Source organism: Flagellimonas sediminis (genome assembly GCF_010500845.1).
GTDB lineage: Bacteria > Bacteroidota > Bacteroidia > Flavobacteriales > Flavobacteriaceae > Flagellimonas > Flagellimonas sediminis.
On the sequence record NZ_JAAAMI010000001.1, the window covers coordinates 29,606 to 56,449 of the forward strand.

Here is a 26,844-nt window from a genome sequence, read left to right on the forward strand (position 1 = left end):
ATTTCTATGAAAGCTTTGAAACTAAATAAAATATACATTTGGGCAACCGCACTGGCAATGGTTGGTTGTACCAATTTGGAGATTGAACAGACCGACTCCATTTTCGCCGACCTAAGTGGTGAATTTTCCGGAGTGGATGCCGGTGGTACCCTAACAGATTTATACAATGCTGTGCGGGGCCAAACCGAAAGCCAGGAAAACTTGTATGCACTTACCGAGGTAAGTTCCGATGAGTTTGTGGTACCAACCCGTGGTACCGACTGGGGAGACAATGGGGTATGGAGAACATTGCACTCCCACACTTGGAGTCCTACCCACCAAAGGGTTAAAAACACATGGAACGATCAGAACAGGAACGTTTACAACGCTACCACCATTATTGATAGTAGAAGTAACCCAACTGCACAACAAGCTGCTGAAGCCAAATTCATAAGAGCTTATAGCATGTTCTGGTTGATAGATATGTTCGGTCAAGTTCCCTTCAGGACACCAGATGAAGGTCCAGACGTGAATCCTACCGTAATGACGCGTGCAGAGGCTTTTGACTTTGCAGTGAAGGATTTGACAGAAGCTATTCCTGATCTTCCATCAGTTGGTCCAAGTGAAGATTTGGTAAGTGCCTCAAAAGCAGCAGGCATGCTTCTATTGGCTAAGTTTTATTTGAACAAACACATTTTCACCGGTACAGGTTCTGCAGATGCATCTGATATGACCCAAGTTATTAATTTGGTAGACGATATAAAGGCTGAAGGCTTTGACTTGCAAGCAGGTTATTTTGAATTGTTCGAGGATTCTGTAAACAATGAAACCATTTGGTTCACAACTTCCAGTGTGGGCAACAACATTTGGAACACCTTGCACTACAATCAAATTGTTCCTGACCAAGCCGGTGGATGGAACGGATTCACGACTATTGCAGAGTTCTATGATTTGTTCGAGGGAGATCCAAACGTGAACACACCAGGTTCAGGCCAAGAGGAAAGAAGAGGTTTCGTTCCCACAGATGGTACCAACTATGGTGTAGGTAATGGCTTTTTGATCGGACAGCAATATGATGCCAACGGTAATCCATACAAAGACAGAACAGGTGCTCCTTTGGTTTTCACCAAAGAATTACCAGGCTTGTTGGGTAACAACGAAAGAACAGGTATCAGGGTCATCAAATATAACCCTGCCAATGGAGCTTTCGCCAACCACAAGATCGTTTTCCGTTACGCCGATGCCCATTTGATGAAGGCAGAAGCTGTATTCAGAAGCGGAGGTGATGCCACTGCCCTAATAAATGAGCTCAGGACTTTAAGAGGGGCCAGCCCAATTGGAAGTGTCACTGAACAAGATATCATTGATGAAAGAGGTAGGGAACTATATGGTGAGCAATGGAGAAGAAATGATTTGATTCGTTTTGGACAATTTACCGCTCCATGGTCGTACAAAGAGGTATCTGGTGACGAAACCAAAAACCTTTATCCAATTCCTGCAACAGCCATCATTTCTAATCCTAATTTGGTTCAGAACCCAGGATACTAACATTATCAAAGTTTAAGCTGTTTTTATAAACATGGAAAGGCCACCGATCGGTGGCCTTTCTTTATTATAAAGTTTCCCATTAGTCCTTTATTAATCCTTTTTTTGATCAATATTAATAACTGCGCTATTCCCATTCCCTTTGGAAATAAGTATCTTGAACCGCGCTATTGAAAGATAAAATGAGAGCACCCTATTATCTGGTTTTTGGGATGGTCATCACCTTGATCGGTTGTCAAAAAACTGGACCTAAAACATTATTTGAACTAAAAGATTCCCGTGAGACCGGTATCAAGTTTAAAAATGAATTGGTGCAGACCCCGGAACTGAACATATTAAACTATCTCTATTTTTATAATGGGGCAGGTGTCGCCGCAGGCGACTTTAATGGCGATAGCTTGGTTGACCTCTATTTTACTTCCAATCAGGGTGCTGATAAACTGTACTTGAACAAGGGCAATTTAAAGTTTGAGGATATTACCGTTGCTGCACAAATCAATAACGATTCTGGGTGGACTACCGGGGTTACCCATGCCGATATCAACAACGATGGTCTCTTGGACATTTACATCTGCAAAGTAGGCGACCATGGAAAAATCCAAGGCCAAAACTTGTTATATATCAATCAAGGCAACAATGAAAATGGAGTCCCCACTTTCAAAGAGGAAGCCGCCAAATATGGCCTTGACTTTATCGGCTATGCCACTCAGGCCGCTTTTTTTGATTATGACCTTGATGGGGACCTCGACCTGTATCTGATGAACCATTCCGTAAATCCGAACAGGTCCTATGGGAAGGGAACCAAAAGAAAAATGGTAGATTCCATGTCAGGCGATATTCTTTTTAGAAACGATGACGGGCACTATACCAATGTATCAAAAGAAGCTGGTATTTTTCAGGGAACCATAGGCTACGGTTTGGGTTTGGCCATCAGTGATATAAACAATGATGGGTACCCCGATATTTACATTGGGAATGATTTTTTTGAAAACGATTATCTCTACATCAACCAAAAAAATGGAACTTTTAATGAAACCATCTCTGAGAACGATAAAAAATTAGGCCATACCACCCATTTTTCAATGGGAAATGATATTGCCGACATAAACAATGATGGGCTTTCTGACATCCTTTCCCTAGACATGCTGCCAGAAGATCTGGAAACTTATAAAACATCAGGGCTTGAATATGCCTATCCGGTTTATCAGCAATATTTGAAAAATGGTTTTGCTCCCCAGTTCATGCAAAATGCCCTGCATTTAAACTTAGATGGGGAAAACTTTGGTGAAATTGCCAACCTTAGCGGTATAGACGCCACTGAATGGTCCTGGAGTGGCCTTTTCGCAGATTTTGACAACGATGGCTTTAAAGACCTTTTCATATCAAATGGCATAAAGGGCGTAACCAACGATATGGACTATATCAATTACATTTCCAACGAAGAAATCCAAAAAACAATCGAGAAAGGACTCACTGACAAGGACATGGAACTAATTGACCGTTTGCCCACAAAGAAAGTCCAGAATTATTTTTACAAGAACAATGGCGGAGCAACGTTCACCGATATAACCCAAGCTTGGGCCCCTCAAATTGCATCCTTTAGTAATGGTTGTGTATATACGGACCTGGATAATGATGGCGATTTGGATGTAGTGGTCAACAATGTGAACCAGGAAGCCTTTGTAATGGAAAACACATTATCCCAAAACAACTACATTAAAATTAAATTTAAAGGTAGTCCAAAGAATCGTTTAGGCCTTGGGGCAAAAGCAATTATCAACCACAAAGATGGAAAGTCCGTCCAAGAAAATATTGTAACAAGGGGCTTTCTTTCAGCCAAGGACAACACCTTGAACTTTGGAGTGGGACAAGATTCCATAATAGATTCCATACAAATTATTTGGCCTGGAGGGTCTTTTGAAACTTTACGGAACATCTCAGCAAACCAAACCATTGAGGTATCCGTATCCAATGCGTCAGGAAATTTTTATGGGAACAAATCAGATTTATCACCATCAGAATATGTAAAACTGGACAATCCCCTAGATTTTGTACACAAAGAATACCCTTCACTTGATTTTGACCGAAATCCATTGGTGCCGTTCGCCTATTCCAATGAAGGGCCATCCATTGCCGTTGTGGATTTCAACAATGATGGACACGATGATCTTTTTGTCTGTGGTGGTAAAAACCAGCCTTCGGCACTATTTCTTCAAGATGAAAAAGGAGATTTTAATACGTATCAACCTGATATGTTCCTAATGGACGCCATCAGTGAGGATGTGGACCAAGTTTTCTTTGATGCCGATAATGACGGGGACCTTGACCTGGTAATTGTTAGCGGAGGCAACGAATTTACCAAAGGAAAGCCCCTTCAACCCCGATTCTACAAAAATCAAAGCGGTACACTGGAACAAGATGAAGACACATTTGATGGGTTAGTTGTAAACGCTTCAAGAATAGTCGCTGTTGATTTCGATGCCGACGGGGACTTAGATGTCTGCATTGCCTCCAACTCAATGCCAACGGAATTTGGAAAAAAATCCAGACAGTATCTTTTTGAAAATGATGGAAATGGAAATTTCAGGGAAATCACTTCTTCAATTGCTCCAGATTTTCAGAATCTGGGCAATATAAAGGACCTTGTCTGGTCTGATTTGGACCACAATGGTTATCCAGATTTAGTAGTTGCTGGCCATTGGACCCCTGTTACCGTCTTTCTAAATAATGGGGAAAAATTAGTGGAACAGAAGAGTAACGGACTTCAAAACACGAACGGCTGGTGGAATTGTATTGAACTTGCCGATTTGGACAATGATGGAGACCTTGATATCCTGGCCGGCAATTGGGGGCAGAATACCAAATTTCAAGCTTCCATGGAAAAGCCAATCACCCTGTACATCAATGATTTTGATGGGAATGGATCCATTGAAACAGTGGTGACCCATTTTCATGGAGATAAAGAAACCGCGTTTGCATCTAAAGATGAACTGGCCAAACAAATGCCTTTTCTAAATAAAAAATTTCTGTTCTATAAAGACTTTGCAAAAGCCTCCCTTGAAGAGCTTTTTGGAAAAGAGAAACTGGAAGAATCCATCAAGCGAAAAGTTTACGTTTTGGCCACGACCTATTTTGTGAATGATGGACATGGCAACTTTACATCCAAGGAACTACCATGGTTGGTTCAATCATCTTCAGTGAACGATATTTATCTGGAAAGAAATGACAAAGAAATGATTAACGAAATATTAATGGTGGGCAATAATTTTGAGATAAGCACCCAACTTGGTAGATTAGACGCCTCACACGGGTTATTATTGCAAAATGATGAAAGCGGCAACATCGGCTACAAGCAAAGCTTGGGAATTTCGGGTGCTGCCAGAAGGATCAAAAAAATGAATGTAAATGGGAAACAATCTCTCATCATTGCCTTGAACAATGAAGCCCCCATTTTTTTAGTGAAAAAAACTGCAAGATAAATGAAACTGAAATATACCGTTCCATGCCTTTTGATACTCGCTGCACTAGCGTGTAAAAACAAAGAGGTAGATAACAATACCCAAGAAGAGCAAAAAGAAACGCTTTTTACCCTATTGACCCCGGAAGAAACCGGGGTAGCCTTTGTCAACAAGGTAGAGAACCAAAAAAACTTCAACATTTTTAAATACCGGAATTTTTATAACGGCGGCGGTGTGGCCATTGGAGACATCAACAATGATGGTTTGCAGGATATCTATCTCACCGGGAATATGGTTGCCAACAGACTTTATCTGAACAAAGGCAATTTTCAGTTCGAAGATATTTCGGAAAGTGCGGGAATTATGGGTAACAAACCATGGTCTACAGGAGTGGTGATGGTAGACATTAACCAAGATGGTCTGTTGGACATCTATGTGTGTAACGCCGGTAACATGGAAGGCAACAACCATGACAATGATTTATACATCAATAACGGTGATCTTACCTTTACCGAAAAAGCAGCGGAATACAACCTGGCTAAAACAGGTTTCACCACGCATGCCTCCTTTTTTGATTATGATAAGGATGGAGACCTGGATGTTTACATATTGAACAATAGCAACATCCCTGTCAGTAGTCTTGGTTACGCCGAACAACGTGAGGTACGTGCCCAGGATTGGGAAGGCGTACCGGATATCTTCAAAGGTGTGGGAGACATGCTATTGCGAAATGATGACGGTAAATTTGTGGATGTCAGCGAAAAGGCGGGGATCTATGGAAGTCTGATTGGGTTTGGATTGGGCGTTTTGGTAACAGATTTCAATGGAGATCTTTATCCGGATATTTACGTTTCCAATGACTTTTATGAGCGGGATTACCTCTACATCAACCAAAAAGATGGCACATTTAAGGAAGAAATCAAAGATTGGACCTCTCACCTGAGCTTGTCTGCCATGGGAATCGATGTGGCCGATATCAACAATGATGGCCATAACGATATCTTCATTACCGATATGCTCCCGGAGAAAGAAAACAGGGTAAAATCGGTTATGGAGTTTGAAGGTTATAATGTTTTCAACCTAAAACAAAGCAAGGATTTTTATCAGCAGTACATTCAGAATACCCTCCAACTCAATAATGGCAATGGCACCTTTTCGGAAGTCGCCTACTATAGCGGTATCGATGCCACGGATTGGAGTTGGGCAGGTTTGATCTTTGATATGGACAACGATGGGTTAAAGGACATTTTCATTACCAATGGTATCAATCATGACCTGACCGATCTGGATTTTGTGGACTTTTTCGCCAATGAGATTGTTCAAAAAATGGCGCTTACCGGCAAAAAGGAATCCATCGATTCCATCATCAGCAAAATGCCCATAAAGCCACAGCCCAACTATGCCTACAAGAACAACGGCGATATCTCCTTTAAAAATGCGAACAAAGAGTGGGGCTTTGAGCTCCCCTCCCGTTCCAATGGGGCCGCTTACGCCGATTTGGATAATGATGGAGACCTTGATTTGGTCATCAACAACGTGAACACACCTGCCTTTATCTATAAAAACAATGCAGAAACACAACTGCACAACAACTTTATACAATTGAAGTTCAAAGGCCCCAAAACCAACGTTTTTGCCATTGGAGCTTTGGCCAAATTCTATTTTGATGGGAATATCGTGAACCAAGAACTGATTCCTTCCCGTGGGTTCCAATCCTCAATGGGTTATGAAATGACCATCGGTTTAGGAAAAACTGAAAAATTGGATTCCATTAGGGTTGTCTGGCCAGATGACCTAACCGAAAAAATGGAAAATGTACCGGCCAACCAGGTCATCACTTTTGATCATGCAAATGCCAAGGAAACATATAAACTTCCAAAGGAAAATGCTGTAAAATCTTATTTGAAGGAATTGGAATCCAGTTCTTTTGTAACCCATCAGGAGGACAACTACAATGATTTTGACTACGAAGGGCTTATCTACAATAAACTTTCCCAAGAGGGACCTTCGTTGGCCGTTGCAGATATCAATGGAGATGGAAATGAGGATTTCTATATTGGCGGGGCCAAGGGGCAACCTGGAACGCTTTATGTACATTCCGGCAATGGCAAAGTGGCTTTGAAAAAATTGGATGCGTTTGAGGTTGATAAAGATTTTGAGGATGTGGCCGCTGCCTTTTTTGATGCGGATGGTGACGGAGACCAAGATCTGATGGTAGGCTCTGGAGGAAATAATGTTCAAGAGCAACGGACTTACCGGGCACGTTTATATTTGAACGATGGTAAAGGAAACTTCACCAAATCCCTGAATGAATTGCCATCCACCTTCAAAAACATCTCTACCATTGCTCCCTATGATTTTGATAATGATGGGGACATGGATGTATTTATTGGATCACGCAGTGTGGTTGGTGTTTATGGTCTATCACCTGACCATCTTCTTTTGGAAAATATGGGGGATGGTACCTTTACGGATGTTACGGAACGATTGGGTTACGACCTTAAAAACGCTGGAATGGTAACCGATTCCAAATGGGTGGATGTTGATGGGGACAACAAAAAAGATTTGGTCCTGACCGCCGAGTGGGACACCCCAAAAATCTATAAGAACACAGGCCGAAGATTGACCAAAATGACCAGCTCCCTGGATAGTTTATACGGATGGTGGAACACTGTGGAGGCCGCAGACCTGGATGGTGATGGCGACTTGGACCTTATTCTGGGCAATCAAGGATTGAACCTGCATTACAAACCAACCGAGTATGCCCCAATGAAAATGTGGATCAATGATTATGATAACAACGGAACCATTGAGCAGATCGTTACCCTTCAAGACAATGGTGGCGATTATCCCATACATCAGAAACGGGAGTTAACGGAACAATTACCGGCCCTCAAGAAACAAAACCTAAAAGCTTCGGACTACGCAAACAGAACTATACATCAATTGTTTCCTGAAGAAGTAATTTCTAAATCCATCGTGAAAAAAGTGGAGACCTCTGCTTCGGTCATCGCTATCAACGAAGGGGGTGGAAAGTTCCGAATTCAAAATTTGCCCCCAAGGGTTCAACTATCCTGCATTTGTGACATCACCTGTACCGATGTGAACAATGATGGTAACCTGGACTTGATCATGGCTGGTAATAATTTCGAGTTCAAACCACAATTTTCAAGATTGGATGCCGGCCAAGGCAATCTGTTATTAGGTGATGGCAAGTTGGGCTTTACCTGGCAGGAATATGACACCAGCGGATTCAAAATAAGGGACGAGGTAAAATATATGGAACAGTTCAAGGACAAGAATGGTAAAACCTTTGTTATTACTGCCATCAATAACAACAAACCAAAGATTTTTGCCATCAATGAATAGGTTTTGGTCCATATCACTTATACTACTCCTTTTTGTTTCCTGCAAAAAGGAAGGTAGCCTTTTTGAAAATCCCAAACCAAAGGACACAGGTATCGAGTTCACCAACACCTTGACCTCATCGGATAATCTAAGCATTTTGGACTATCTCTACTTTTACAATGGTGGTGGTGTCTCCATCGGGGACATCAACAACGATGGGCTTCCAGATATCTTTTTTACCGGAAATCAGGTCAAGAACAAATTATACCTCAACAAAGGCAATTTAAAGTTCGAGGATATTTCCACCGCTGCCGGAATTGAGGGGAACAGCACTTGGAACACGGGCACTACAATGGCCGATGTAAACGGAGATGGCCTTTTGGACATTTATGTATGTGCCGTAGTGGGTATCAATGGATTTAACGGTTTCAACGAACTTTATATCAACAACGGCGACAATACGTTTACCGAAAGTGCAGCCAAATATGGGCTCGATTTTGATTCCTACAGCTCCAATGCCACTTTTTTTGATTACGATCTGGATGGTGACCTGGACCTTTACTTGCTCAACCATGCAGTGCACACCCAAAACTCCTTCGGACGCTTTGACCTTAGGTACGAACGCCGATATGAAACCGGTGACAAGCTAATGCGAAATGACGATGGCAAGTTTGTGGATGTGAGCGAACAGGCCGGAATTTATGGTGGTATCAACGGATACGGATTGGGATTGGCCATTGCCGATTTCAATCAAGATGGATACCCCGATATTTATGTCGGCAATGATTTTCATGAGGATGATTACTATTATCTGAACAACGGGGACGGAACTTTTACCGAAAGTCTTAGAAAATACTTCGGGCACACCAGCAGGTTCTCCATGGGCAATGATGTGGCCGATATCAACAACGATGGTAGGCCAGATTTTATGTCGCTGGACATGCTCCCTGAAGATGAAGTAGCGCTAAAATCTTCTGAAGGCGACGATAACATCCAAACCCAAAAAATGCGGATCGACCGATTTGGCTACCACTACCAATTTACACGGAACATGCTTTTTGTGAACCAACCTGATGGTAATTTCATGGAAACCGCCTTGATGAGCGGTATTGCAGCCACTGATTGGAGTTGGAGTGCCCTTTTTGCAGATTATGACCTGGATGGCCTTCAGGATGTTTTCATATCCAACGGTATTCCAAAAAGGCCAAACGATTTGGACTTTATCAATTTTGCCTCCAATGATCAGATCCAACAAAAACTGGACAATACCAAACTGGTCGATGAAAAAGCCTTGGACCTAATGCCTTCCGGTAGTGTGCACAATTATGTGTTCCGAGGAAACGAGGATTTGAATTTCAAGGACATGTCCGGCAACTGGATCACGAAGGACACCCTGATTTCAGGTGCCACGGCCATGGCGGATTTGGATGGTGATGGGGATATGGACCTGGTGACCAACAATATCAATCAACCTGCATCTTTGTACATCAACAAGGCAAATAACAAGGGAAGCTATCTTGAACTAAAGTTCAAATTTAGTGGAAAGAACACTTTGGGTATTGGCACCAAGGTTTTCTCCTATCAAAATGGAGGGCTTCAGTTCAAGGAATTGTTCCCTACCAGGGGATTTCAGGCCTCATCGGAACCCTTGATCCATTTTGGTTACGGCAACATCCAAAAAATAGATTCCATCAAAATTATTTGGCCCAACAGAACTTACCAGGTGATGAAAAATGTTGTAGTGAACCAAATCCTTACCGTAGCTCCTGAAAATGCCAAACCTTTCGACTACAACACCCTGCACAAAGCCAAAAAACAACGCTTTACACCTATTGCCAACAATTTAGGATTGGACTTTACACATGTAGAGGACAACTATACCGACTTTAACCGGGAAAAACTCATCCCATACCAAGTTTCCGATAGAGGTCCGGCCGTGGCTATTGGCGACCTCAACCAAGACGGAAAAGAAGATGTTTATTTTGGAGGGTCTAAATTTGAACCGTCACGCATTTACGTACAACAGGATTCCATGTTTGTACAGCAAAATTACCCGGTTATTCAAAAAGATTCGGTTAAGGAAAACATTTCCGCAACCATTGCCGATTTCAACAAAGATGGTAAAAACGACCTCTTCGTAACTGCTGGTGGGGGCGACTTTTTCGGAAAATCGGATGCACTTTTGGACAATGTTTTCGTTCAGCAGGACTCTACCTTTGTTTCTCTGGCCCTTCCACAATTCTACCAGAATTCTTCAGTAGTACGACCTTTTGATTTTGATAATGATGGTGACCTGGATGTCTTTGTGGGAGGATACACCATTACTGGCAAGTTCGGAGCCCCGGCAATATCCTATATTCTGGAAAACGTCAAGGGGTCCTTCCAAATTTTTAAGGGATTTGAAGCACATTCTCAAGGAATGGTGACAGATGCCCTTTGGAGCGATTTTGACAAAGATGGCCAAACAGACCTTATTTTGATTGGGGAATGGATGTCGCCCAAGTTCCTTAAAAATAACAAAGGCCAATTTTCTTTGGTGAACGAAATGAATCAAAAGGGGCTTTGGCAAACTATCGAAGCTTTTGATATTGATCAGGATGGGGATATGGATTACCTGCTGGGTAATTGGGGAATGAATACCAAGTTCAAAGCATCAAAGGAATACCCTATGAAGCTTTATTTCAATGATTTTGATGGGAACGGCCAGACCGAGACCGTAACTGCCATGGAAAAGGATGGAAAATACTATCCGTTGGAGACGTTGGACGGGCTTGCTTCGCAATTGGTTTTCCTTAAAAAGAAATACAATAGCTATAAAGCCTTTGCCGGAAAGACCATGGAAGACCTTTTTGGGAATGATGTCCTGAAAAATTCAACCTTACTGGAGGTCAACACCCTTCAGTCTGGATATTTGAGAAATGACAACGGTACATTTGTATTTGTACCCTTTAAAAATGACCTTCAAGTTGCGCCGATCATGGCGTTCCTTGTGGACGATTTTGATGGGGATGGCAAACAAGAAGCATTGGTTGGGGGCAATTATTTTGGTGTGAAACCCTATCACGGACGATTGGACTCTTTTCCAGGTGCCCTGATCAAGGATGAAAAAGAAGTTGTCCTTGGTAATGTTTTGGGTCTGGATCTGACTAAAAAATCCGTACGTCACCTAAAAACCATTGCCCTGAATGGACAAAAATATCTGTTAGCAGTATTCAACAACGACAAAGCACAAGTCTATAAAATTAATTAATCAAGAGGCCATGAAAGTAAAAGTTAGTTTAATCGCATTCGTACTATTGGTACTTACCTCGTGTCAAAAGAAGGAACAACCCATTGTGATCACTTCGGAAGAATTTCATCAGTCCGTGGACAAGGTCGTAGAAGTGATGATCCACGATATTTTCTCCCCACCAGTGGCTAGTAGGATATTTGCCTATCCCAATATTGCCGCGTACGAAATCATTGCCAAAAAAGATGGCCCCTATAAATCCTTGGCAGGGCAAGTTACAGGGTTGACCAGTATACCCGATCCCAAAAACAAGGACAATGTAAATTACGATTTGGCAGCACTCATTGCCCATATAGATCTGAGCAAAAGACTGATTTTTTCCGAGGAAAGAATCGAAACATACCGTGACAGCCTGTACAATGTTTGGATGAACCAAAACGAGACGGAGTTCAATGCCTCAAAGGAATACGGTTTGGAAGTTGCGGGTTTTATTGCCGACTGGATGAACAAGGACAACTACAAGGAAACACGTACCATGCCCAAGTTTACCGTAAACTCCGATGATCCCACTCGTTGGCAACCCACCCCTCCGGCCTATATGAACGGGATTGAACCCCACTGGAGCAAGATCCGCCCTTTTGCCATAGATTCCTCGGCACAGTTCAAGCCCATTCCACCTCCTGCTTTTTCAATGGACAAGGATTCCCAATTTTATAAAGAGGTGATGGAAGTGTACGAGGTTAAAAAATCCATGGTAGGCAAAGGGGATAAATCCGATGAGATTGCGATAGCCCAATTTTGGGATTGTAACCCTTATGTTTCGGTAACCAGGGGCCACTTGATGTTTGCCACCAAAAAAATAACCCCGGGGGCGCACTGGATCGGAATTGCCAAAATCGCTTGCCGAAAAACAGAAGCCGATTTTAGCAAAACCGTTTATGCCTATACCAAAACGTCCATCGCCATTGCAGATGCCTTTATCAGTTGTTGGGACGAAAAATACCGAAGTAACCTCATTCGCCCAGAAACAGTGATCAATGAGTATATTGATGACAGTTGGGAGCCAGTACTTCAAACACCTCCATTTCCAGAATATACCAGTGGCCATAGTGTGGTATCCGGTGCTGCTTCCACAGCGTTGACAAGTGTTTTTGGTGAAGGCTTTGCCTTTGATGACGATACCGAGGTTCCCTACGGGCTACCTGTTCGTTCCTTTACCTCCTTCAACCAGGCCGCGGATGAGGCAGCCATCAGCAGAATGTATGGTGGTATCCACTACCGCGCAGCTATTGAGGTAGGGATTAAACAAGGCCGAAACCTTGGAAAATTTATTGTGGACAAATTGGATATGACAAAGGGCTAATGGTTATTTTTGGCCTTTGGTATGAGAAAGATTTTATCAATTATCATTGCGCTTTTTTTGGTATCCATGATTTGGTACTTGTTTTTAAAGCCGCAGGATTATCAAGTCAGTTTTAATGCAAGGACCTTTCCTGGCACCGTATATGAAAGCGTAAAAGCTTGGAACCGGACTTTGGATAGCTTTGCACCTGTAGAATTTGAAAGTCCAACACATTTTACCCAAAAAGTCTTTGCAAATGATTCAGTTCATCAATACTATTGGGAAATAACCCCAGTTCATGATTCATTGAGCAGGGTTACCGTGAACATCAAGGATGAGCAAAATTCCCTTCAGAACAAAATTGGCATAATCTTTTCCGACAATGATTTTGAAAAGGGATCTAGGAAAAGACTCATTAAGTTCAATGACTTTTTGAATGATCACCTCAAAAAATTCAAGCTTTCCAAGGTTGTGCAAGCCGAAACGTTTACCACCTTTTGTGCCTGTGTCAATCTAAAAACCCCTCCTGAGCAAAAGGCCGCTGGAATCATGGCCAATTATCCTTTCTTGAATTCCATCTTGTTCGAGAATGAAGTAAAGTTAAACGGTCCTCCTTTTGTTGAAGTATTGGACTGGGACCTGAAAAAAGATAGTTTATCCTATAATTTCTGTTATCCTATCATACGTTCCGAAAAACTGCCAGATCACCCAAGTATTACCTATAAGCGTATTTTTCCAAAGAAGGCCTTGAAGACCATTTACAATGGTAACTACATAACATCGGACAGAGCTTGGTATTTTTTGTTGGATCATGCCAAGAAGAATGACATTCCTATAGAGGAAAAACCGATTGAGGTTTTCTACAACAATCCCAATATGGGTGGCAATGAACTGGAATGGAAGACTGAAGTATATCTGCCTTTAAAGGAGTCCAATGAATAAAATAGCCCTAATATTCCTATTGATCATTTCACAAGCATGTGCACAAAAGGAACCCCATGGTAATTTACAACCATTAGGGAAATTTTCATCCAAGCTCAAGGAAATATCAGGAATGGAAACCACCCCCAATGGAAATCTCTGGGTAATTGAGGACAGCGGGAACGAGGACAAAATCTACGAGGTGGACCAAAAAGCAGAATCCATCCAATCCAAAAAAATTGCACACGCCAAAAATGTGGATTGGGAAGACTTGACCACCGACCTTGATGGTAATCTGTACATTGGGGATTTTGGCAACAACAGTAATCTAAGAAAGGACCTCACCATTTATAAAATTTCACAAAAACAACTGGGCAAAAAAGAACCTAAGGCCGAAAAAATATCCTTCCGATATCCTGAACAACAGGGATTTCCACCAGAAAAGGACAGCCTATATTTTGATACCGAAGGGCTCATTCACTGGCAAGGTCACCTGTACATTTTCACCAAAAACCGAACACGTCCGTATGACGGTAAAACCTTGGTCTATAGAGTTCTCGATAAGGAAGGTTCTTACGAGGCGGAATTTTTGGGTTCCCTTTTTCTTTGTGATGATCCAAACCGTTGTTCCGTTACCAGCGCAGATATTTCACCAGATGGAAAAACCATTGCCCTGTTAAGCTATGGCCAGGTATTTTTGGTGACAGGATATGATCTTCCAACTTTAGCCCAAGCACAAATTATTGTCATAGATCTGTTTTGTTCCACCCAAATAGAATCCGTTTGTTTTTTGGATAACAAAACCTTGCTAGTGGCAGATGAGCAGAATATATTTGGCGGAAGGCAATTGTATCGGTACATCTTGGATTAGAATCCAAAACCGAGCTGAAAGGCAAATCGCATACCATCCGAACTGTTGAAAAGCCCAAAATTGGCAGTGAGTATATCTGCCCCGTTCAAGAAAAATCCTCCACCATATGAATTGTGCCACTTATCCGATGCATCCCCGGGAAACCAAACGCGACCATAATCAAACCCTCCATAGATCCCTGGCGTAACCGGTAGCACCCCTGTAGGTCTTCCCCTAAAACTATATCGTAGATCGGTATTTTGGTAAAAGGCTGTTTTACCCGTAAAACGTTGGAACCTGTAACCCCGCAATCCATTATTGCCACCAATGGATGCTGCTTGGTAAAATTCATACTCATCGCCTAGGGTAAAATGTGCTTTTGCCTTGGTTGCCAGCACCAATCGGCCATTGGCCATTAGTTTATGGTCCATGGAAAAACTAGGTATCAAATATCCAAAAGACCTCCCTGATTGTTCCACATTGGTCTTGAACCCCCCGTTAAGGGCAAAACCCATTCCCAAGGTTGGAAATGCCTCATTATCGGTATTCGAATAACTGTACTCCCCTTCGACTCCAAAAAAGCTCTGGTGGTTTTCCTCACCATTTTCCAGATAAAATAGATTGATAAAGCGATCTTGGGTTTCTTCTACCTCAATGCTTTCATAAGAAACGCCAAGTCTAACTTTAGACCCCAAGTAACCCCTCCATATCAAAGATGGAGCCAAACTGATGGTCCTCATGCGAACCCTGTTATAATCCAAACCAAGGGGCTGTTCATCATCATCATTGATCGTTTCATTACCAAAACCAAAGAAATTAAGGGTGAAATTAGGGCTTGTGAACCTCGCTTTCAACTCTAAATTGACCTTATTGGAAACATGGGCAAATTCCCCCTTGTATCCCAAATCAAAACCATTGGTGGCAAAATAGTAGGCGGCATTGAACACATGTTGTTGGGTAAATGGATTTTGTCTGAAACCATTGAAGGTATATGTGTCGGTTACGCCAATCCTGAAACCATCATCCGGATTGAACCCTATGGTTGGCAACAATTGATTGTTACTGGCCTTGATCTTTAAAAATTGGTAGGTATTGGTATCATAATCATTGACCAAGTTAATGTTTCCACCATAGGCCTCATCCAACGTATTCTTCTTGGATTTGAAATCGTAGGCAAAAACGTTCCTAGACCTTTCAGAAATCTTGTATACATCATTGTTCTGGCCTCCTACCAATCGCACAATGACCTTTGAAGCTTCCGTGTTGGCCTCAAAAACATCATCATCATCCAAACCATAGATCCAAACTTCTTTAGTAATGTCTGGATAGTATTCTTTTTTGAAGAAAAGGTCCTTTTTCTCCCCTCCCTTAATTCGATAACCACGCACTTCGACCCCACCATTTGGAAGGGAACCAATTTGAAAATAATCGTCCTTGTCTGTACCTGTGACCACGCTGAACCTATTTAGAACGGCATAATAGGTTTTGGCCGTTTCCACCAAATGGTCCTTTCTGGCCAACAAAACCGTCTTAATTTTATCAACCGTCCCATCCCTTACTTCATCAGGGAAATTCAGAAACGCTTCGTCTATCACCTGATCATTGATGTGTTCTTGGATGAACTTCGCCTGCTCAATCCACATATCCAGATCTGATTCGGACAATAATGCCATATCTAGGGCAAAGGTCCTTGGGGATGATGTAAAGCCTTTTACACTTCTGATTTTTTCATGGAATCCTTCAAAAATACGGAGAGCCGGTACGGTTTTGGAACCAAATCCCATGATAAGGCCATCTCCCCATTGCGAAAATACTTGGTCCCTATCCCTCGGTATCGGTTTGAAAACTCTTTTGCCACTCTCGGTCTTGAACTCTGCCCATCTCCACTGGTCCACATGCCGGTCCCAATCACCCAACAAAATATCAAAAAGCCGTGCTTTCACATATTCCTTTTGATCAATACTGTATTCCTCGTCCTCCCTCAATTTATTGATCAGGTCGTAGGTGCTTTCTATCTTTTTCGATTTGCCAAAACTTGCCAAGTCATCATGGTCATCCGAAACGTGCTCCTCGATCATGTAGAGTCCATTGCCAAAATCAGTATTATATTGGCCCAATACCGATTGCTTTGGAACATAATATAATTTAGGATTGGTGTGATATATGCCAACGGCGTCTGATAGTTCACTAACCGTAAAAGGCGCATAAGGATGGGCACCGGTATACAGGTCCAGTAAAAGTTTTTCGGTGTAGGTTCCTTCAAATTGTCCAATGATGTATTGGTCTTGGAACGCAATGGCCTGAAGGTAGCGCTCGGCACTCTTTCTCAGGTCCCGCATTACATATTCCCTGCCTTTGTTATCCGCCAACCGTAAGGAATTGGACTGATTGCCACCTCCCTTCCGAACCACTTTTAAACCTCCGAACAAGGTATCCAAAAGTACGGTGGGGGCCCTAACCTCGGTGCCATAATATTTGCGGTACCGTTCTCCCCAAAGCCATTTATGAAAACCGCTTTTGGAAATTTCCTCTTGGGTGTAAATGGAAGCCGTTTTAAAGGGGGGAAAATCCCGGGCCATTGAAACTTGCGTTGTTGACCTATCCGGGGGCAATACCTGGGTTTGGTACAAAAGTTCTTCGGAAGTGGCATCCGCCCCATAAAAAGACACCTCGGAAGAACCATCCCTTAATACCTTTAAAATGGCATAACCTCCTCTTCCTGTGGAAAACTTACTACCGTTCAACAGTCGTGTGGAACCTGTTTTGGCCCCAGCCCCGCTTACTATCTGTGGTTTTCCCGATTCTTCGATATATTGAAGGGTATGTTCGTGGCCCGATACAAAAACTACCTTGTCCGAATATTGGGAAAGGGTAAGGATACGCTTTCTTAACTCATTGTATTTTTTGTTGGATAGGTCTTCAATAGAGGCCCCTGAGGTCTTTCTCAACAGGTTTGCCGCAGAACCCAAGATAGGTAACGGAATTTTACCACCTGTTGGATACAGCCCCTGTTCAAATGAAAATTGCCCACCATGCTCCCCATAAGTGAACATAGGGTGGTGCATGGCGATCACGATGGTCTTGTCCAGGTTCTTTTTGATCAAGCTCTCCAACTCCTCAAAAAATCTTGTCCGATCCTTGATCTCACATTTATCGTTCATGGTCGGGTGCTTGTCCCAGTTGGTCAGGTACCATTCCGTATCTATTGCGATAACCAAAATATTATCATTGATTTCCATATCCTCGATTGGACAGCCGTTTTCAGGTTTAAAAACATTTTTATTAACAAGTGCTTTTTGAAGATACTTTTCCTCCCTTTCCAAACCTTCAAGACCGTTACTATACCAATCATGGTTTCCAGGAATGAACATGACTTTGCCTTGAAAGGATTCCAAAGTGGCCAATTGGGCATCCAAGTAGTGTTTGGAACGTGCATTGGCTTCCGGATCATCATTCTTGTCCACAAACCCGGCAGGATAAATATTGTCGCCTAAAAAAAGGACTGTGCTATTTTTATCGGCTTTGTCAAGGGTTGACTTGAACTTTAGTAGGGTAGGATTCAGACCTCCATCAGGGGACATGCCAGCATCCCCAATCAAGTAAAAGGTATGATCAACTTCCTTGTTTTCAGAAGATGTAATTTGGACGGGATTGGATTCGGCATACTTAGCCTCATAGGTGGCACAACCATATCCCAAAACAAGTAAAAGACCTAGAAAGTAATGTTTCTTCATATCCTATGAGGTTGACTCCAAAATTTTGTAATTTGGATATTTAAATATCAGATATGTCGGAAATTGTTGAAAAAACTGAACGTTTTGTAACTGAACTACTATCCGAAAAACTTGATCCAAGGTTTTTGTACCACAACCTACGACATACCCAACGCGTTGTTAAAAGTACTAAAGAATTGCTCAACTTCTATGATATGGGCATTGCGGAAAATGAGCGAATACTGCTCGCCGCATGGCTACATGATATTGGATATGTTGAAGTAATAGCCGATCACGAAGAGGCCAGTGCAAAAATGGCGGCAACCTTCCTAAAGGAAAATGGTTATGGGGAATCCGACATCCAACAGGTCTGCAAGTTGATCTTGGCCACCAAAATGAGCCATGAGCCGAAAAACCTGCCAGAACAGATTATGAAAGATGCCGATATTTCCCATTTTGCACAAAAAAGTTATTGGGAAACCACAGATTACCTTAGGGATGAACTGAAGGAATTGGGCATTGCGGATTATTCTTCAAAAGAATGGCGTGAGAAGAACATCCAAATGTTTCGAACCAAACATAAATTTTATACCGATTATGCCAAGGAAAATTGGGAAAAGGGCAAAGAGAAAAACCTGAACCAACTGCTCAAGGAAAAGAAGACCGAAAAAACCATTGCCAAAAAAGAAGCCCTTAAGGCCAAATACAAGAGTGACAGCCCAGATCGCAGCATTCAGACACTTTATCGGGTAACCCAGAACAACCATTTAAAACTTAGTGATATAGCGGACACAAAAGCCAATATCCTGTTGTCCGTAAATGCCATCATTGTATCATTGGTATTGGCAAATTTGCTCACCAAGTTGGACAACCCGTCCAACACCTACCTGATTTACCCAACATTGATTTTGATCCTTTTCAGCATAACTTCCATGATCCTTTCGGTGCTTGCCACTAGACCCAACATCACCACTGGAAAATTTACCAAGGAAGATGTGGAACAAAAAAAGGTGAACCTGTTGTTCTTTGGCAACTTTCATAAAATGAAACTGGAAGAATATGAATGGGCCATGTCCGAACTAACCAAGGACAAGGACTATGTCTATGCATCGCTCACTAAAGATCTTTACTACCTTGGTTTGGTACTGAACAAGAAATACAAAATACTGCGGATTACTTACAACATTTTCATGCTGGGTATGATCATTTCGGTTCTAGCGTTCGGTATTGCCTTTCGTTTTTTTGGACCGGACAGAGTGCCTTTTTAGATCAAGACCTTAGCTCTTCCATCAAATCATCGTAAGTGTAGGTCTGCTCGGATTTTTTATCCTTTTTGTAAAGAATCTCGGCTCTTATCGCTTTTAATCCCGTTACCCCTTGTAGTCCTTCCAATTCCACAATTTCAATGTTATCCGTAAAGTAGCCTTTGGCCTTTAAGAATCGGATATACCTAAGGTATTCCCGTTCGTCCTTACGTTGGCTATATACAATGGAAAGTTTTCCTTTTTGGGTTAGTCGCTCATTGGTGCCCTTGATAAAAGCCTTGTCTATACGTTTTTTGATCACTTCATATCTGGCATTGTAGGTGCCATCCACATCAAATCTCTTTTCATCCATTCGGAAACGGATGGCCAAAGAATTGCTATGGACAAGAATGAGGGAAGCTACATCCAGTTTTACCGGAAGTTTGGACTTTAATTCATAATATTTGTTCTCCATCTCGCACATGACCTGTAATTGCCACAATCGCAAATTTCTTAGGTAGAGCTGATCAAACGCACGGTCTTTAACAATGGAAGCCCCTATATACATGTTGTGCTCCACACCATCGGTCTTGTACCTTTCAAAATAGTGTGGAAACATTTCTTGTGCCTTTTCCTGCTTTTTGTCCAACAACGAGGCCAATTGCATATTGGCTTCCATCACGCTTTCATCGTAATTCTTGCGATGATCGTAATAGGATTCTGTTGAAGGGTCTATCTTCTCCTCATATCTTTGGAGCAGGGCTGCAATTTCCCCATCTTCTTTTTTAAGGTGTTGGAAAACGGGGTTCACTTGCTCCTTTACAAAGTCAAATACCGCTTGTTCTGTGTGGGTATACAAAGCTTCCTTGACCTCATCCAAATAGGTTTCCACACGGAACATCAATTCCTCATAAATCAGCAAGCCATATTTTTTGATGGCCACTTCCAAGATTTCATTTATTTCTGAAAGCTGGATCATCAAATCCTTTTGGATGGAAAAATTCCTCTCCCTAGAAGAGTCCTTAATATCGATTTGTCCATACAATGGATAAACGTCCTTGAAAACAATCTCATGGAACACAGGTTGGTTGCCAGACAGTTCATCCGCCATAAAGCGCTTGGCCTCTTCCTGGAATTTCCAATACACCGATGGATGCACTGAGGTGCACTCGTGCTGGATCACGGCATCGATCAAATTTTCTTCTTCCTCTATGGTACGGAGCACCGCGGAAATCAAGTATGGCATTACATCATCGAGCTTATTGGCATTCACGCTGTTAAGTTCGTTGACTTTCCCCGATACCAATTCCAACACACCCAATAGGTTCCCATTCACGGCAATAGGGGCCAAAATGGCACTTTTAATGCCCTGTTCCAGTAAATTCTTATAAGGTTGTACATTTCCTTCAACCTTGTTAAAATATTTTTCAACGTTGGAAATGGCAAAATACTTTCCTTCATTGAACAGTTTACAATGTGAGTGGTCACAGAGCATCGTATCACAGGATTCCAATTCCTTACCATTGAGGATAAAGCTCTCCATACCTTTTCCGTAAATCCTAAAAAAGTTGTTGGCCCCGGCATCGTACCCTGCAAAACCGACCCGAATATCGCTCAATTTGAACAAAGACCTGAAGGTATCCTCAAAACTGTCCATGAAATTATCCTTGCCCCTTTGTGCCCTTCCAATCAGGGTGGACTTGATTTCCGAAATGGAATGTTCCGCGGTAACATCGAACATATTGGAAATCACAAATCCTTTCAGGATAAAACTATTGGGTGGGATTTTCTCCTTCCAGATATCCGGATTTTCAAAATTGTCCAGCAGTTCGTCCACATCGTCCTGTGTAAGTTCCCTGGCCTTATCTGTTGGCGTGATTTCCATAAAATCCGCATTGTACAAAATGCGGTAACGGTGCATTACCCCATTGGCATCTGGAATATCGTAAAAGAAAGGTCGCTTAAAATCGAGGTTGTACCCGTAGTGAAATTTCAAAACCACGGTACACCGCATGATATAATTGAACTCCGAAGGAATATTACTGATTTCCAGATTAAAATCCTGACCAGCCTCCTTCAAAATATTTTGAAAACGCTCAGATGAATTGAAAACCAAGTTTTCAAATGGAGTCGAAGCCGCTTTTATCTCGTTTTGGGTGAGCACGGGAGCGAACGTATCCTCTAATACGATCTTGATCACATCCTTATGCTTTTCAAGAAGCGATAGATCTGAAAAACCCTCCCTCAATTCTGGGTAAGGGGCCTGTGCCTCCAGAACAAACTTCGCACGTTCCGCCAAGTAAGTGTTGGGGCTATCCACAAGGCCATCATAATATTTCAACAAACTGTTGAAACTGACCAATTGGATCATAGGGGATTCATTATCGTAGTTGTGCTTCATGAACGGATTAGTCGAGATTGAATAGGTAAAGTTACAAAAAGTAGAAATGCGCGCTTTGTTATGGATATCTTTATGGATAAATTGCCATTATTATGGATATTTAGCAAACAAAACACATGTCCTCAGCTACCCGACTAGACCGTGCCTATGCCAATGCCGAGACCGTCCCTTTTGATGACAGCTCCAAGTTCATCTTTTTCAGCGATTGTCATAGAGGGGACAACAGTTTTGCTGACGATTTCGCCAATAACCGGAATATTTACTTCCATGCCCTGAACCATTACTATAGGGAAGGTTTCCATTACTTTGAACTCGGAGATGGTGATGAGCTTTGGGAAAATATCACTTTTGATTCCATTTTCGAGGCCCATAAAAATGTATTCCAATTGCTCCGTCAGTTTCATCTGGAAAAACGGTTGTACATGCTTTGGGGCAACCATGACATGGTATACAAGGATAAGGATTATGTAAAAAAACACCTGTCACACTATTTTGAACCCATTGATGGATCGGACAAGACCCTTTTTAAAGGGATAACCTATCATGAAGCCTTGATCTTGGAACATAGTGAAACCGGTCAGAAAATATTTTGTACCCACGGCCACCAAGCGGATTGGTGGAATTACGTTTGCTGGCGCATTGGTCGTTTTTTGGTAAGAGTCCTTTGGAAACCGTTGCAGGTGGTAGGCATTGCCGACCCGACCAGTCCGGCCAAAAACTATAAGGAACTCATCCGGATAGAAAAACGGACCAAACGTTGGATCTTAAGTAAAAACCTGTTGCCCACCATAGTAGGGCATACGCACAGGCCACGATTTCCAGAACCGGGCGAGATTCCCCTTTTTAATGACGGAAGTTGTGTACACCCGCGAAGCATCACCGGGATTGAAATCGAAAACGGGGAAATCTCCTTGATCAAATGGCACATTGCCACCAAGCCCGATGGCACGCTACAAATTGTAAGGGTATTGTTGGAAGGCCCTGAAAAATTGGTAGACTATATCAATCCTTAAGCCCGTTTGGCCATGGTTTTGATGGCCGTCACAAATTGATCCAGTTCATACGTAGTGGTGAAAACATTGGGGGTGATCCTACATCCATGCACATTTTCAAAGTCAATGGCCACCGTCCATACCTTGAATTCATCCAAAAGGGTTTTGGCCATTTCCCCAGGTTTCATGTTTTGTAGTCCCACATTGGCAATCCCACAACTTCTGTGTGGCTCGATGGGTGTATTGATGACCACATTTTCTACATCCCTTAACTGATCGCTCCAGTACCGTTGCAGGTAACGCATCCGTTCTTCCTTGCGTTCCAATCCAATCATTTCCAGGTAATCTGCAGAATCGTTGATGGTTAAATCGGTATGTACCGGAATGGTACCAGTATGGTTCAATCTTCTGATCTTGGCAAGATCGTTCTCGTGCTCTGCCAACAGAGGCCAGATCTTTGGAATATGCTTTTCTGCTACATAGAGCATGCCTGCACCCAGAGGGACACAAAGCCATTTGTGGAGACTGGAACCGTAATAGTCACAGTTCAACTCGGCCAGGTCCACCTTAATATGTCCCACGCAATGTGCACCATCCACCATCACCTCAACACCATGCGAATGGGCCATGTCGCATATTTTTTTGATAGGTAGAATATGTCCGGTCACATTTACCATGTGACAAACCATCAACAATTTGGTTTTTGGGGTTATCCGCGATTCGTATAGGGAAACAATTTCCTCATCGGACTTGGGATGATTGGGAAGGGAAACCTTTTTACAAACAATGCCGTAGCGTTTTTCCATCTGCTCAAAATGGACCTGCATTGCCCCATAATCCTGAACGGCATAAATGGCTTCATCCCCTTTTTCCCAAGGATAGCCCCCAATGATCAAGTCCAATGACTCTGTGGTGTTCCGAGTAATGACCAACTCCTTTTCGGAACAGTTCACCAATTTGGCCACTCTTGCCGCGGCTTTCATTTTATTCTCCCCTTGAACCGTTCTCATGTAGTAGGATCCTTGATAATTTACTTCTTTCATATGCTCCACATATTTTTCAAGAATCGGTGTGGGCATAATATTGTAATAACCACTTTCCAGGTTGATGTAATCCGGTTTCAACCTAAAATCGGCTCGAATCCGTTCCCAAAATTCATCGCTATCCTTATCTGACGGATATGGCATATCAACCTTTGGTTGACCAGGTTCCATGGGCAAAGTAAAAAAGGGAGCGGCCATGGCAGCGGTTCCCATATATTGCAAGAATTGTCGCTTTTTCATTTGGGTAAACGGTTGATTAAAAAAAGAATGGTAATTTCATTTTCACTTAGCCTCCAAGATACAACTTAAGCCCTTTGTATGGATGATGTAAAGGTTATTATTGATCAAATTCCCATTCGTTACGATTGGGCATCACACATCATGCTGCTTGGGATTGTTCAAGGATTGTTTTTGACTTTGGTCATCTTTTTACGGGCCAAAAGAACCTCCGCTATACACCTTTTTGGTTGGGTCATTTTAATACAGTGCATTGTTTTTGCAGATGTTTATCTCTGCTATACCGGATTGATGAAATACGTGATCCATTTAAATGATTCCACCGAATTTTTGGTGCTTTTGATTGCCCCAAGTCTTTATTTTTTTCTGTTCACCTTGTTGGAAAGGCAAGCATTTACCCTCAAAAGACACTGGCCGCATTTGTTGTTACCTGTGTTATATTTCATTTCCCAGACCAATTATTACACTAGTCCCGAAGCAGTAAAACTCAATGCCTATTTGGGCGCATACCACCACAATTTGGGCTTTGTGGACGTGCACGAGGACTTGAACTATTCCTACCATTTTATTAAGGATAGATTTCGTTGGTTGGTAATGGCCAGCTTTACCTTCTATTTTATTCTGACCACCCGACTGGTGTACCATGCTAGTAAGAAGGGGTTGGTTTCCCCAAAGAATATTAAAGTAGACCGATATAAATTTTCACGCCATACCATTATCGTTTTTTTGATATTAGGGTTGGCCCTATTCATAGTCTTTTCCAATTTTGACGATGATGGAGGCGATCACTATTTGGGCGTTTTGGAGACGCTTACCACTTTTATTACCTCCTTTTTTATACTTTCTGAATCCCGTTTCTTTGAAAAATCCTGGATTTCGGACAAATATGAGACCATGGCCACCGATTCTCTCCAATTTGAATCCATTGAAGCTTTTATGGACTCCTCACAGTATTATGCGGACCAAGAAGCTTCCTTAAAAAATGTGGCCGAAAAATTGGATGCCAATGCCAATATGGTTTCCAAATTGATCAATTCCAACACCGGAATGAATTTTAACGACTACATCAACCAAAAAAGGATCTTGCTTTCCAAAGAACGGTTATTGGATGATGATTTTTCCCATCTTACCGTGGAGGCCATTGGACAAACCGTTGGATTTAATTCAAAATCAGCATTTTACAACGCCTTCAAAAAACATGTCGGGCAATCTCCATCCGCCTATGTAAAAGAAAAAAAGACCTCAAAAAGGTTCTAATTTCTCCAACATTGTAATTCAGGACGTTTCCCTCTCCAAAAAATATCGGTTTTTGAAAGGCTCTTTACAATTTTGGCAAAAACTTTTCAATGATGGAAAAACCAATTCGCCGATATGACCTAGACTGGCTTCGTGTAATCGTCTTTGCTTTACTTATTTTTTACCATGTGGGTATGTTTTTTGTGCCTTGGGGATGGCATGTAAAAAACAATGTAATTTATGACTGGCTCCGTTGGCCGATGATGTTCTTGAACCAGTGGCGTCTTCCTATTCTATTTGTAATTTCAGGAATGGGCACGTACTATGCCCTCGGGAAAAGATCTTGGGGAAAATTCGTTTTGGAGCGATTTCTCCGATTAGGTATTCCATTGGTTGTCGGGATGATCTTGATCGTTCCACCACAGGTTTATTTTGAACGATTGGCCGATGGCGAATTCAGTGGATCCTACTATCAATACTTTACCACCATTGCTTTCAAAGGTGTCTACCCTGAAGGGAACATTAGCTGGCACCATCTATGGTTCTTGCCCTATTTGTTGGTTTTTTCATGGATCTTGTCGCCCATTTTCTTCTACCTCAGAAAACACAATACCCGTTTTATCGATTGGGTCAAAAGAATGATCCAAAAAACCTGGGGCATCTACATGTTTGTGATTCCCTTATATTTTGTGGAATCCTTGGTGGAACCTTTTTTTCCTATAACCCATGCCTTGGTGGATGATTGGTTCAACTTCATTTTTAGTATCATCCTATTTTTCTATGGCTTTGTGTTGATTGCCACAGGAGAGGCTTTTTGGGAAACATTGGCCCGAATAAAATACAAGGCCTTGGCCTTGGGTATCATTGGCTTTACGGGACAATTGATCATCTGGTTATTTTTTGAAGATGGTTATGTAATCCATTTTACCGAAGCCATGCTCAAGGTGGTGAACATTTGGTCGTGGATCTTGGTCCTTTTCGCCTATGCTGCCCAATACCTGAACAGACCTAGCAAGGGCATTGCCTATGCAAACCGTGCGGTGTATCCCTTTTATATTTTACACCAGACTATAACCGTGGGAATTGGTTATTACCTCATGAACCTCGATTGGGGATTTGTGCCCAAAGCCTTCATTTTAATAGTGGGCACATTCGGAATCAGTTGGTTGATCTATGATCTTATTATTTTAAGGATTCCATTTCTACATCCTTTATTTGGGTTGAAGGGAAAGAAGAAAACGCCTGCAGGTTAACGATTTAACTTCAATTTATATACTTCATGGCAAGGTATTTGCTACTTTTATTT

The 26,844-nt window shown here is 42.1% G+C and carries 14 protein-coding genes; 11 read left to right on the forward strand and 3 right to left on the reverse strand.

Annotated features, from left to right (window positions below; genetic code table 11):
- Positions 1-6 precede the first annotated feature (6 nt).
- The 7 genes from GTK07_RS00130 to GTK07_RS00160 all read left to right on the forward strand — a co-directional run bounded on the left by GTK07_RS00130 (position 7) and on the right by GTK07_RS00160 (position 14,693).
- A complete protein-coding gene (locus GTK07_RS00130) occupies positions 7-1,527 on the forward strand; it encodes a RagB/SusD family nutrient uptake outer membrane protein (protein WP_163631526.1) in 1,521 nt (506 codons plus the stop codon).
- A gap of 179 nt (positions 1,528-1,706) precedes the next feature.
- The gene (locus tag GTK07_RS00135; protein WP_163631529.1) at positions 1,707-5,003 is read left to right on the forward strand and encodes a VCBS repeat-containing protein; all 3,297 of its coding nucleotides are present in this window, start codon (positions 1,707-1,709) and stop codon (positions 5,001-5,003) included.
- Entirely contained in the window at positions 5,004-8,351 is a 3,348-nt protein-coding gene (locus tag GTK07_RS00140; RefSeq protein ID WP_163631532.1) for a VCBS repeat-containing protein, read from the forward strand.
- Positions 8,344-11,580 (forward strand): VCBS repeat-containing protein, encoded by a 3,237-nt coding sequence (locus GTK07_RS00145; protein WP_163631535.1) that lies wholly within the window; start codon positions 8,344-8,346, stop codon positions 11,578-11,580. The genes GTK07_RS00140 and GTK07_RS00145 overlap by 8 nt, the downstream gene beginning before the upstream one ends.
- Positions 11,581-11,590: 10 nt before the next feature.
- Positions 11,591-12,922: a vanadium-dependent haloperoxidase gene (locus GTK07_RS00150; RefSeq protein WP_163631538.1), complete on the forward strand. Its 1,332-nt coding sequence runs from the start codon at positions 11,591-11,593 to the stop codon at positions 12,920-12,922.
- Between the two features lie 21 nt (positions 12,923-12,943).
- On the forward strand, positions 12,944-13,843 hold the full coding sequence (locus GTK07_RS00155) for a GyrI-like domain-containing protein (RefSeq protein WP_163631541.1): 900 nt from the start codon (positions 12,944-12,946) through the stop codon (positions 13,841-13,843).
- On the forward strand, positions 13,836-14,693 hold the full coding sequence (locus GTK07_RS00160; RefSeq protein ID WP_163631544.1) for an NHL repeat-containing protein: 858 nt from the start codon (positions 13,836-13,838) through the stop codon (positions 14,691-14,693). Before GTK07_RS00155 ends, GTK07_RS00160 begins: the two co-directional genes overlap by 8 nt.
- Here GTK07_RS00160 and GTK07_RS00165 read toward each other — a convergent pair.
- Positions 14,690-18,406: a metallophosphoesterase gene (locus GTK07_RS00165; RefSeq protein WP_163631547.1), complete on the reverse strand. Its 3,717-nt coding sequence runs from the start codon at positions 18,404-18,406 to the stop codon at positions 14,690-14,692. The genes GTK07_RS00160 and GTK07_RS00165 overlap by 4 nt on opposite strands.
- A 53-nt stretch (positions 18,407-18,459) precedes the next feature.
- Here GTK07_RS00165 and GTK07_RS00170 point away from each other — a divergent pair, with 53 nt between their 5' ends.
- Positions 18,460-19,653 (forward strand): Pycsar system effector family protein, encoded by a 1,194-nt coding sequence (locus tag GTK07_RS00170; RefSeq protein ID WP_163631549.1) that lies wholly within the window; start codon positions 18,460-18,462, stop codon positions 19,651-19,653.
- 1 nt (position 19,654) lies between these two features.
- Here GTK07_RS00170 and GTK07_RS00175 read toward each other — a convergent pair whose 3' ends face one another.
- Complete coding sequence (locus GTK07_RS00175; protein WP_163631552.1) at positions 19,655-22,030, reverse strand: GAF domain-containing protein; 2,376 nt, start codon at positions 22,028-22,030, stop codon at positions 19,655-19,657.
- A gap of 116 nt (positions 22,031-22,146) precedes the next feature.
- On the opposite strand from GTK07_RS00175, the gene GTK07_RS00180 reads away from it, so the two are divergent.
- Positions 22,147-23,043 carry a metallophosphoesterase gene (locus GTK07_RS00180; RefSeq protein ID WP_163631555.1) on the forward strand — a complete coding sequence of 299 codons (897 nt, stop codon included), beginning with the start codon at positions 22,147-22,149 and terminating at the stop codon, positions 23,041-23,043.
- On the opposite strand, the gene GTK07_RS00185 is transcribed toward GTK07_RS00180, so the two are convergent.
- The gene (locus GTK07_RS00185) at positions 23,040-24,305 is read right to left on the reverse strand and encodes an aminotransferase class V-fold PLP-dependent enzyme (protein ID WP_163631558.1); all 1,266 of its coding nucleotides are present in this window, start codon (positions 24,303-24,305) and stop codon (positions 23,040-23,042) included. The genes GTK07_RS00180 and GTK07_RS00185 overlap by 4 nt on opposite strands.
- Before the next feature lie 78 nt (positions 24,306-24,383).
- Here GTK07_RS00185 and GTK07_RS00190 point away from each other — a divergent pair, with 78 nt between their 5' ends.
- Positions 24,384-25,559, forward strand: coding sequence for a helix-turn-helix domain-containing protein (locus tag GTK07_RS00190; RefSeq protein ID WP_163631561.1), 1,176 nt, complete (start codon positions 24,384-24,386; stop codon positions 25,557-25,559).
- Positions 25,560-25,648: 89 nt separating this feature from the next.
- Positions 25,649-26,791 (forward strand): acyltransferase family protein, encoded by a 1,143-nt coding sequence (locus tag GTK07_RS00195; RefSeq protein ID WP_235932394.1) that lies wholly within the window; start codon positions 25,649-25,651, stop codon positions 26,789-26,791.
- Positions 26,792-26,844 lie beyond the last annotated feature (53 nt).

Bases quoted from the DNA above. Each gene is read 5' to 3' on its own strand.
- GTK07_RS00145 (WP_163631535.1), top strand. From the start codon at position 8,344: ATGAATAGGTTTTGGTCCATATCACTTATACTACTCCTTTTTGTTTCC.
- GTK07_RS00140 (WP_163631532.1), top strand. From the start codon at position 5,004: ATGAAACTGAAATATACCGTTCCATGCCTTTTGATACTCGCTGCACTA.
- GTK07_RS00170 (WP_163631549.1), top strand. From the start codon at position 18,460: ATGTCGGAAATTGTTGAAAAAACTGAACGTTTTGTAACTGAACTACTA.
- GTK07_RS00130 (WP_163631526.1), top strand. From the start codon at position 7: ATGAAAGCTTTGAAACTAAATAAAATATACATTTGGGCAACCGCACTG.
- GTK07_RS00150 (WP_163631538.1), top strand. From the start codon at position 11,591: ATGAAAGTAAAAGTTAGTTTAATCGCATTCGTACTATTGGTACTTACC.
- GTK07_RS00195 (WP_235932394.1), top strand. From the start codon at position 25,649: ATGATGGAAAAACCAATTCGCCGATATGACCTAGACTGGCTTCGTGTA.
- GTK07_RS00185 (WP_163631558.1), bottom strand. From the start codon at position 24,305: ATGAAAAAGCGACAATTCTTGCAATATATGGGAACCGCTGCCATGGCC.
- GTK07_RS00190 (WP_163631561.1), top strand. From the start codon at position 24,384: ATGGATGATGTAAAGGTTATTATTGATCAAATTCCCATTCGTTACGAT.
- GTK07_RS00160 (WP_163631544.1), top strand. From the start codon at position 13,836: ATGAATAAAATAGCCCTAATATTCCTATTGATCATTTCACAAGCATGT.
- GTK07_RS00165 (WP_163631547.1), bottom strand. From the start codon at position 18,406: ATGAAGAAACATTACTTTCTAGGTCTTTTACTTGTTTTGGGATATGGT.
- GTK07_RS00135 (WP_163631529.1), top strand. From the start codon at position 1,707: ATGAGAGCACCCTATTATCTGGTTTTTGGGATGGTCATCACCTTGATC.
- GTK07_RS00180 (WP_163631555.1), top strand. From the start codon at position 22,147: ATGTCCTCAGCTACCCGACTAGACCGTGCCTATGCCAATGCCGAGACC.
- GTK07_RS00155 (WP_163631541.1), top strand. From the start codon at position 12,944: ATGAGAAAGATTTTATCAATTATCATTGCGCTTTTTTTGGTATCCATG.
- GTK07_RS00175 (WP_163631552.1), bottom strand. From the start codon at position 22,030: ATGAAGCACAACTACGATAATGAATCCCCTATGATCCAATTGGTCAGT.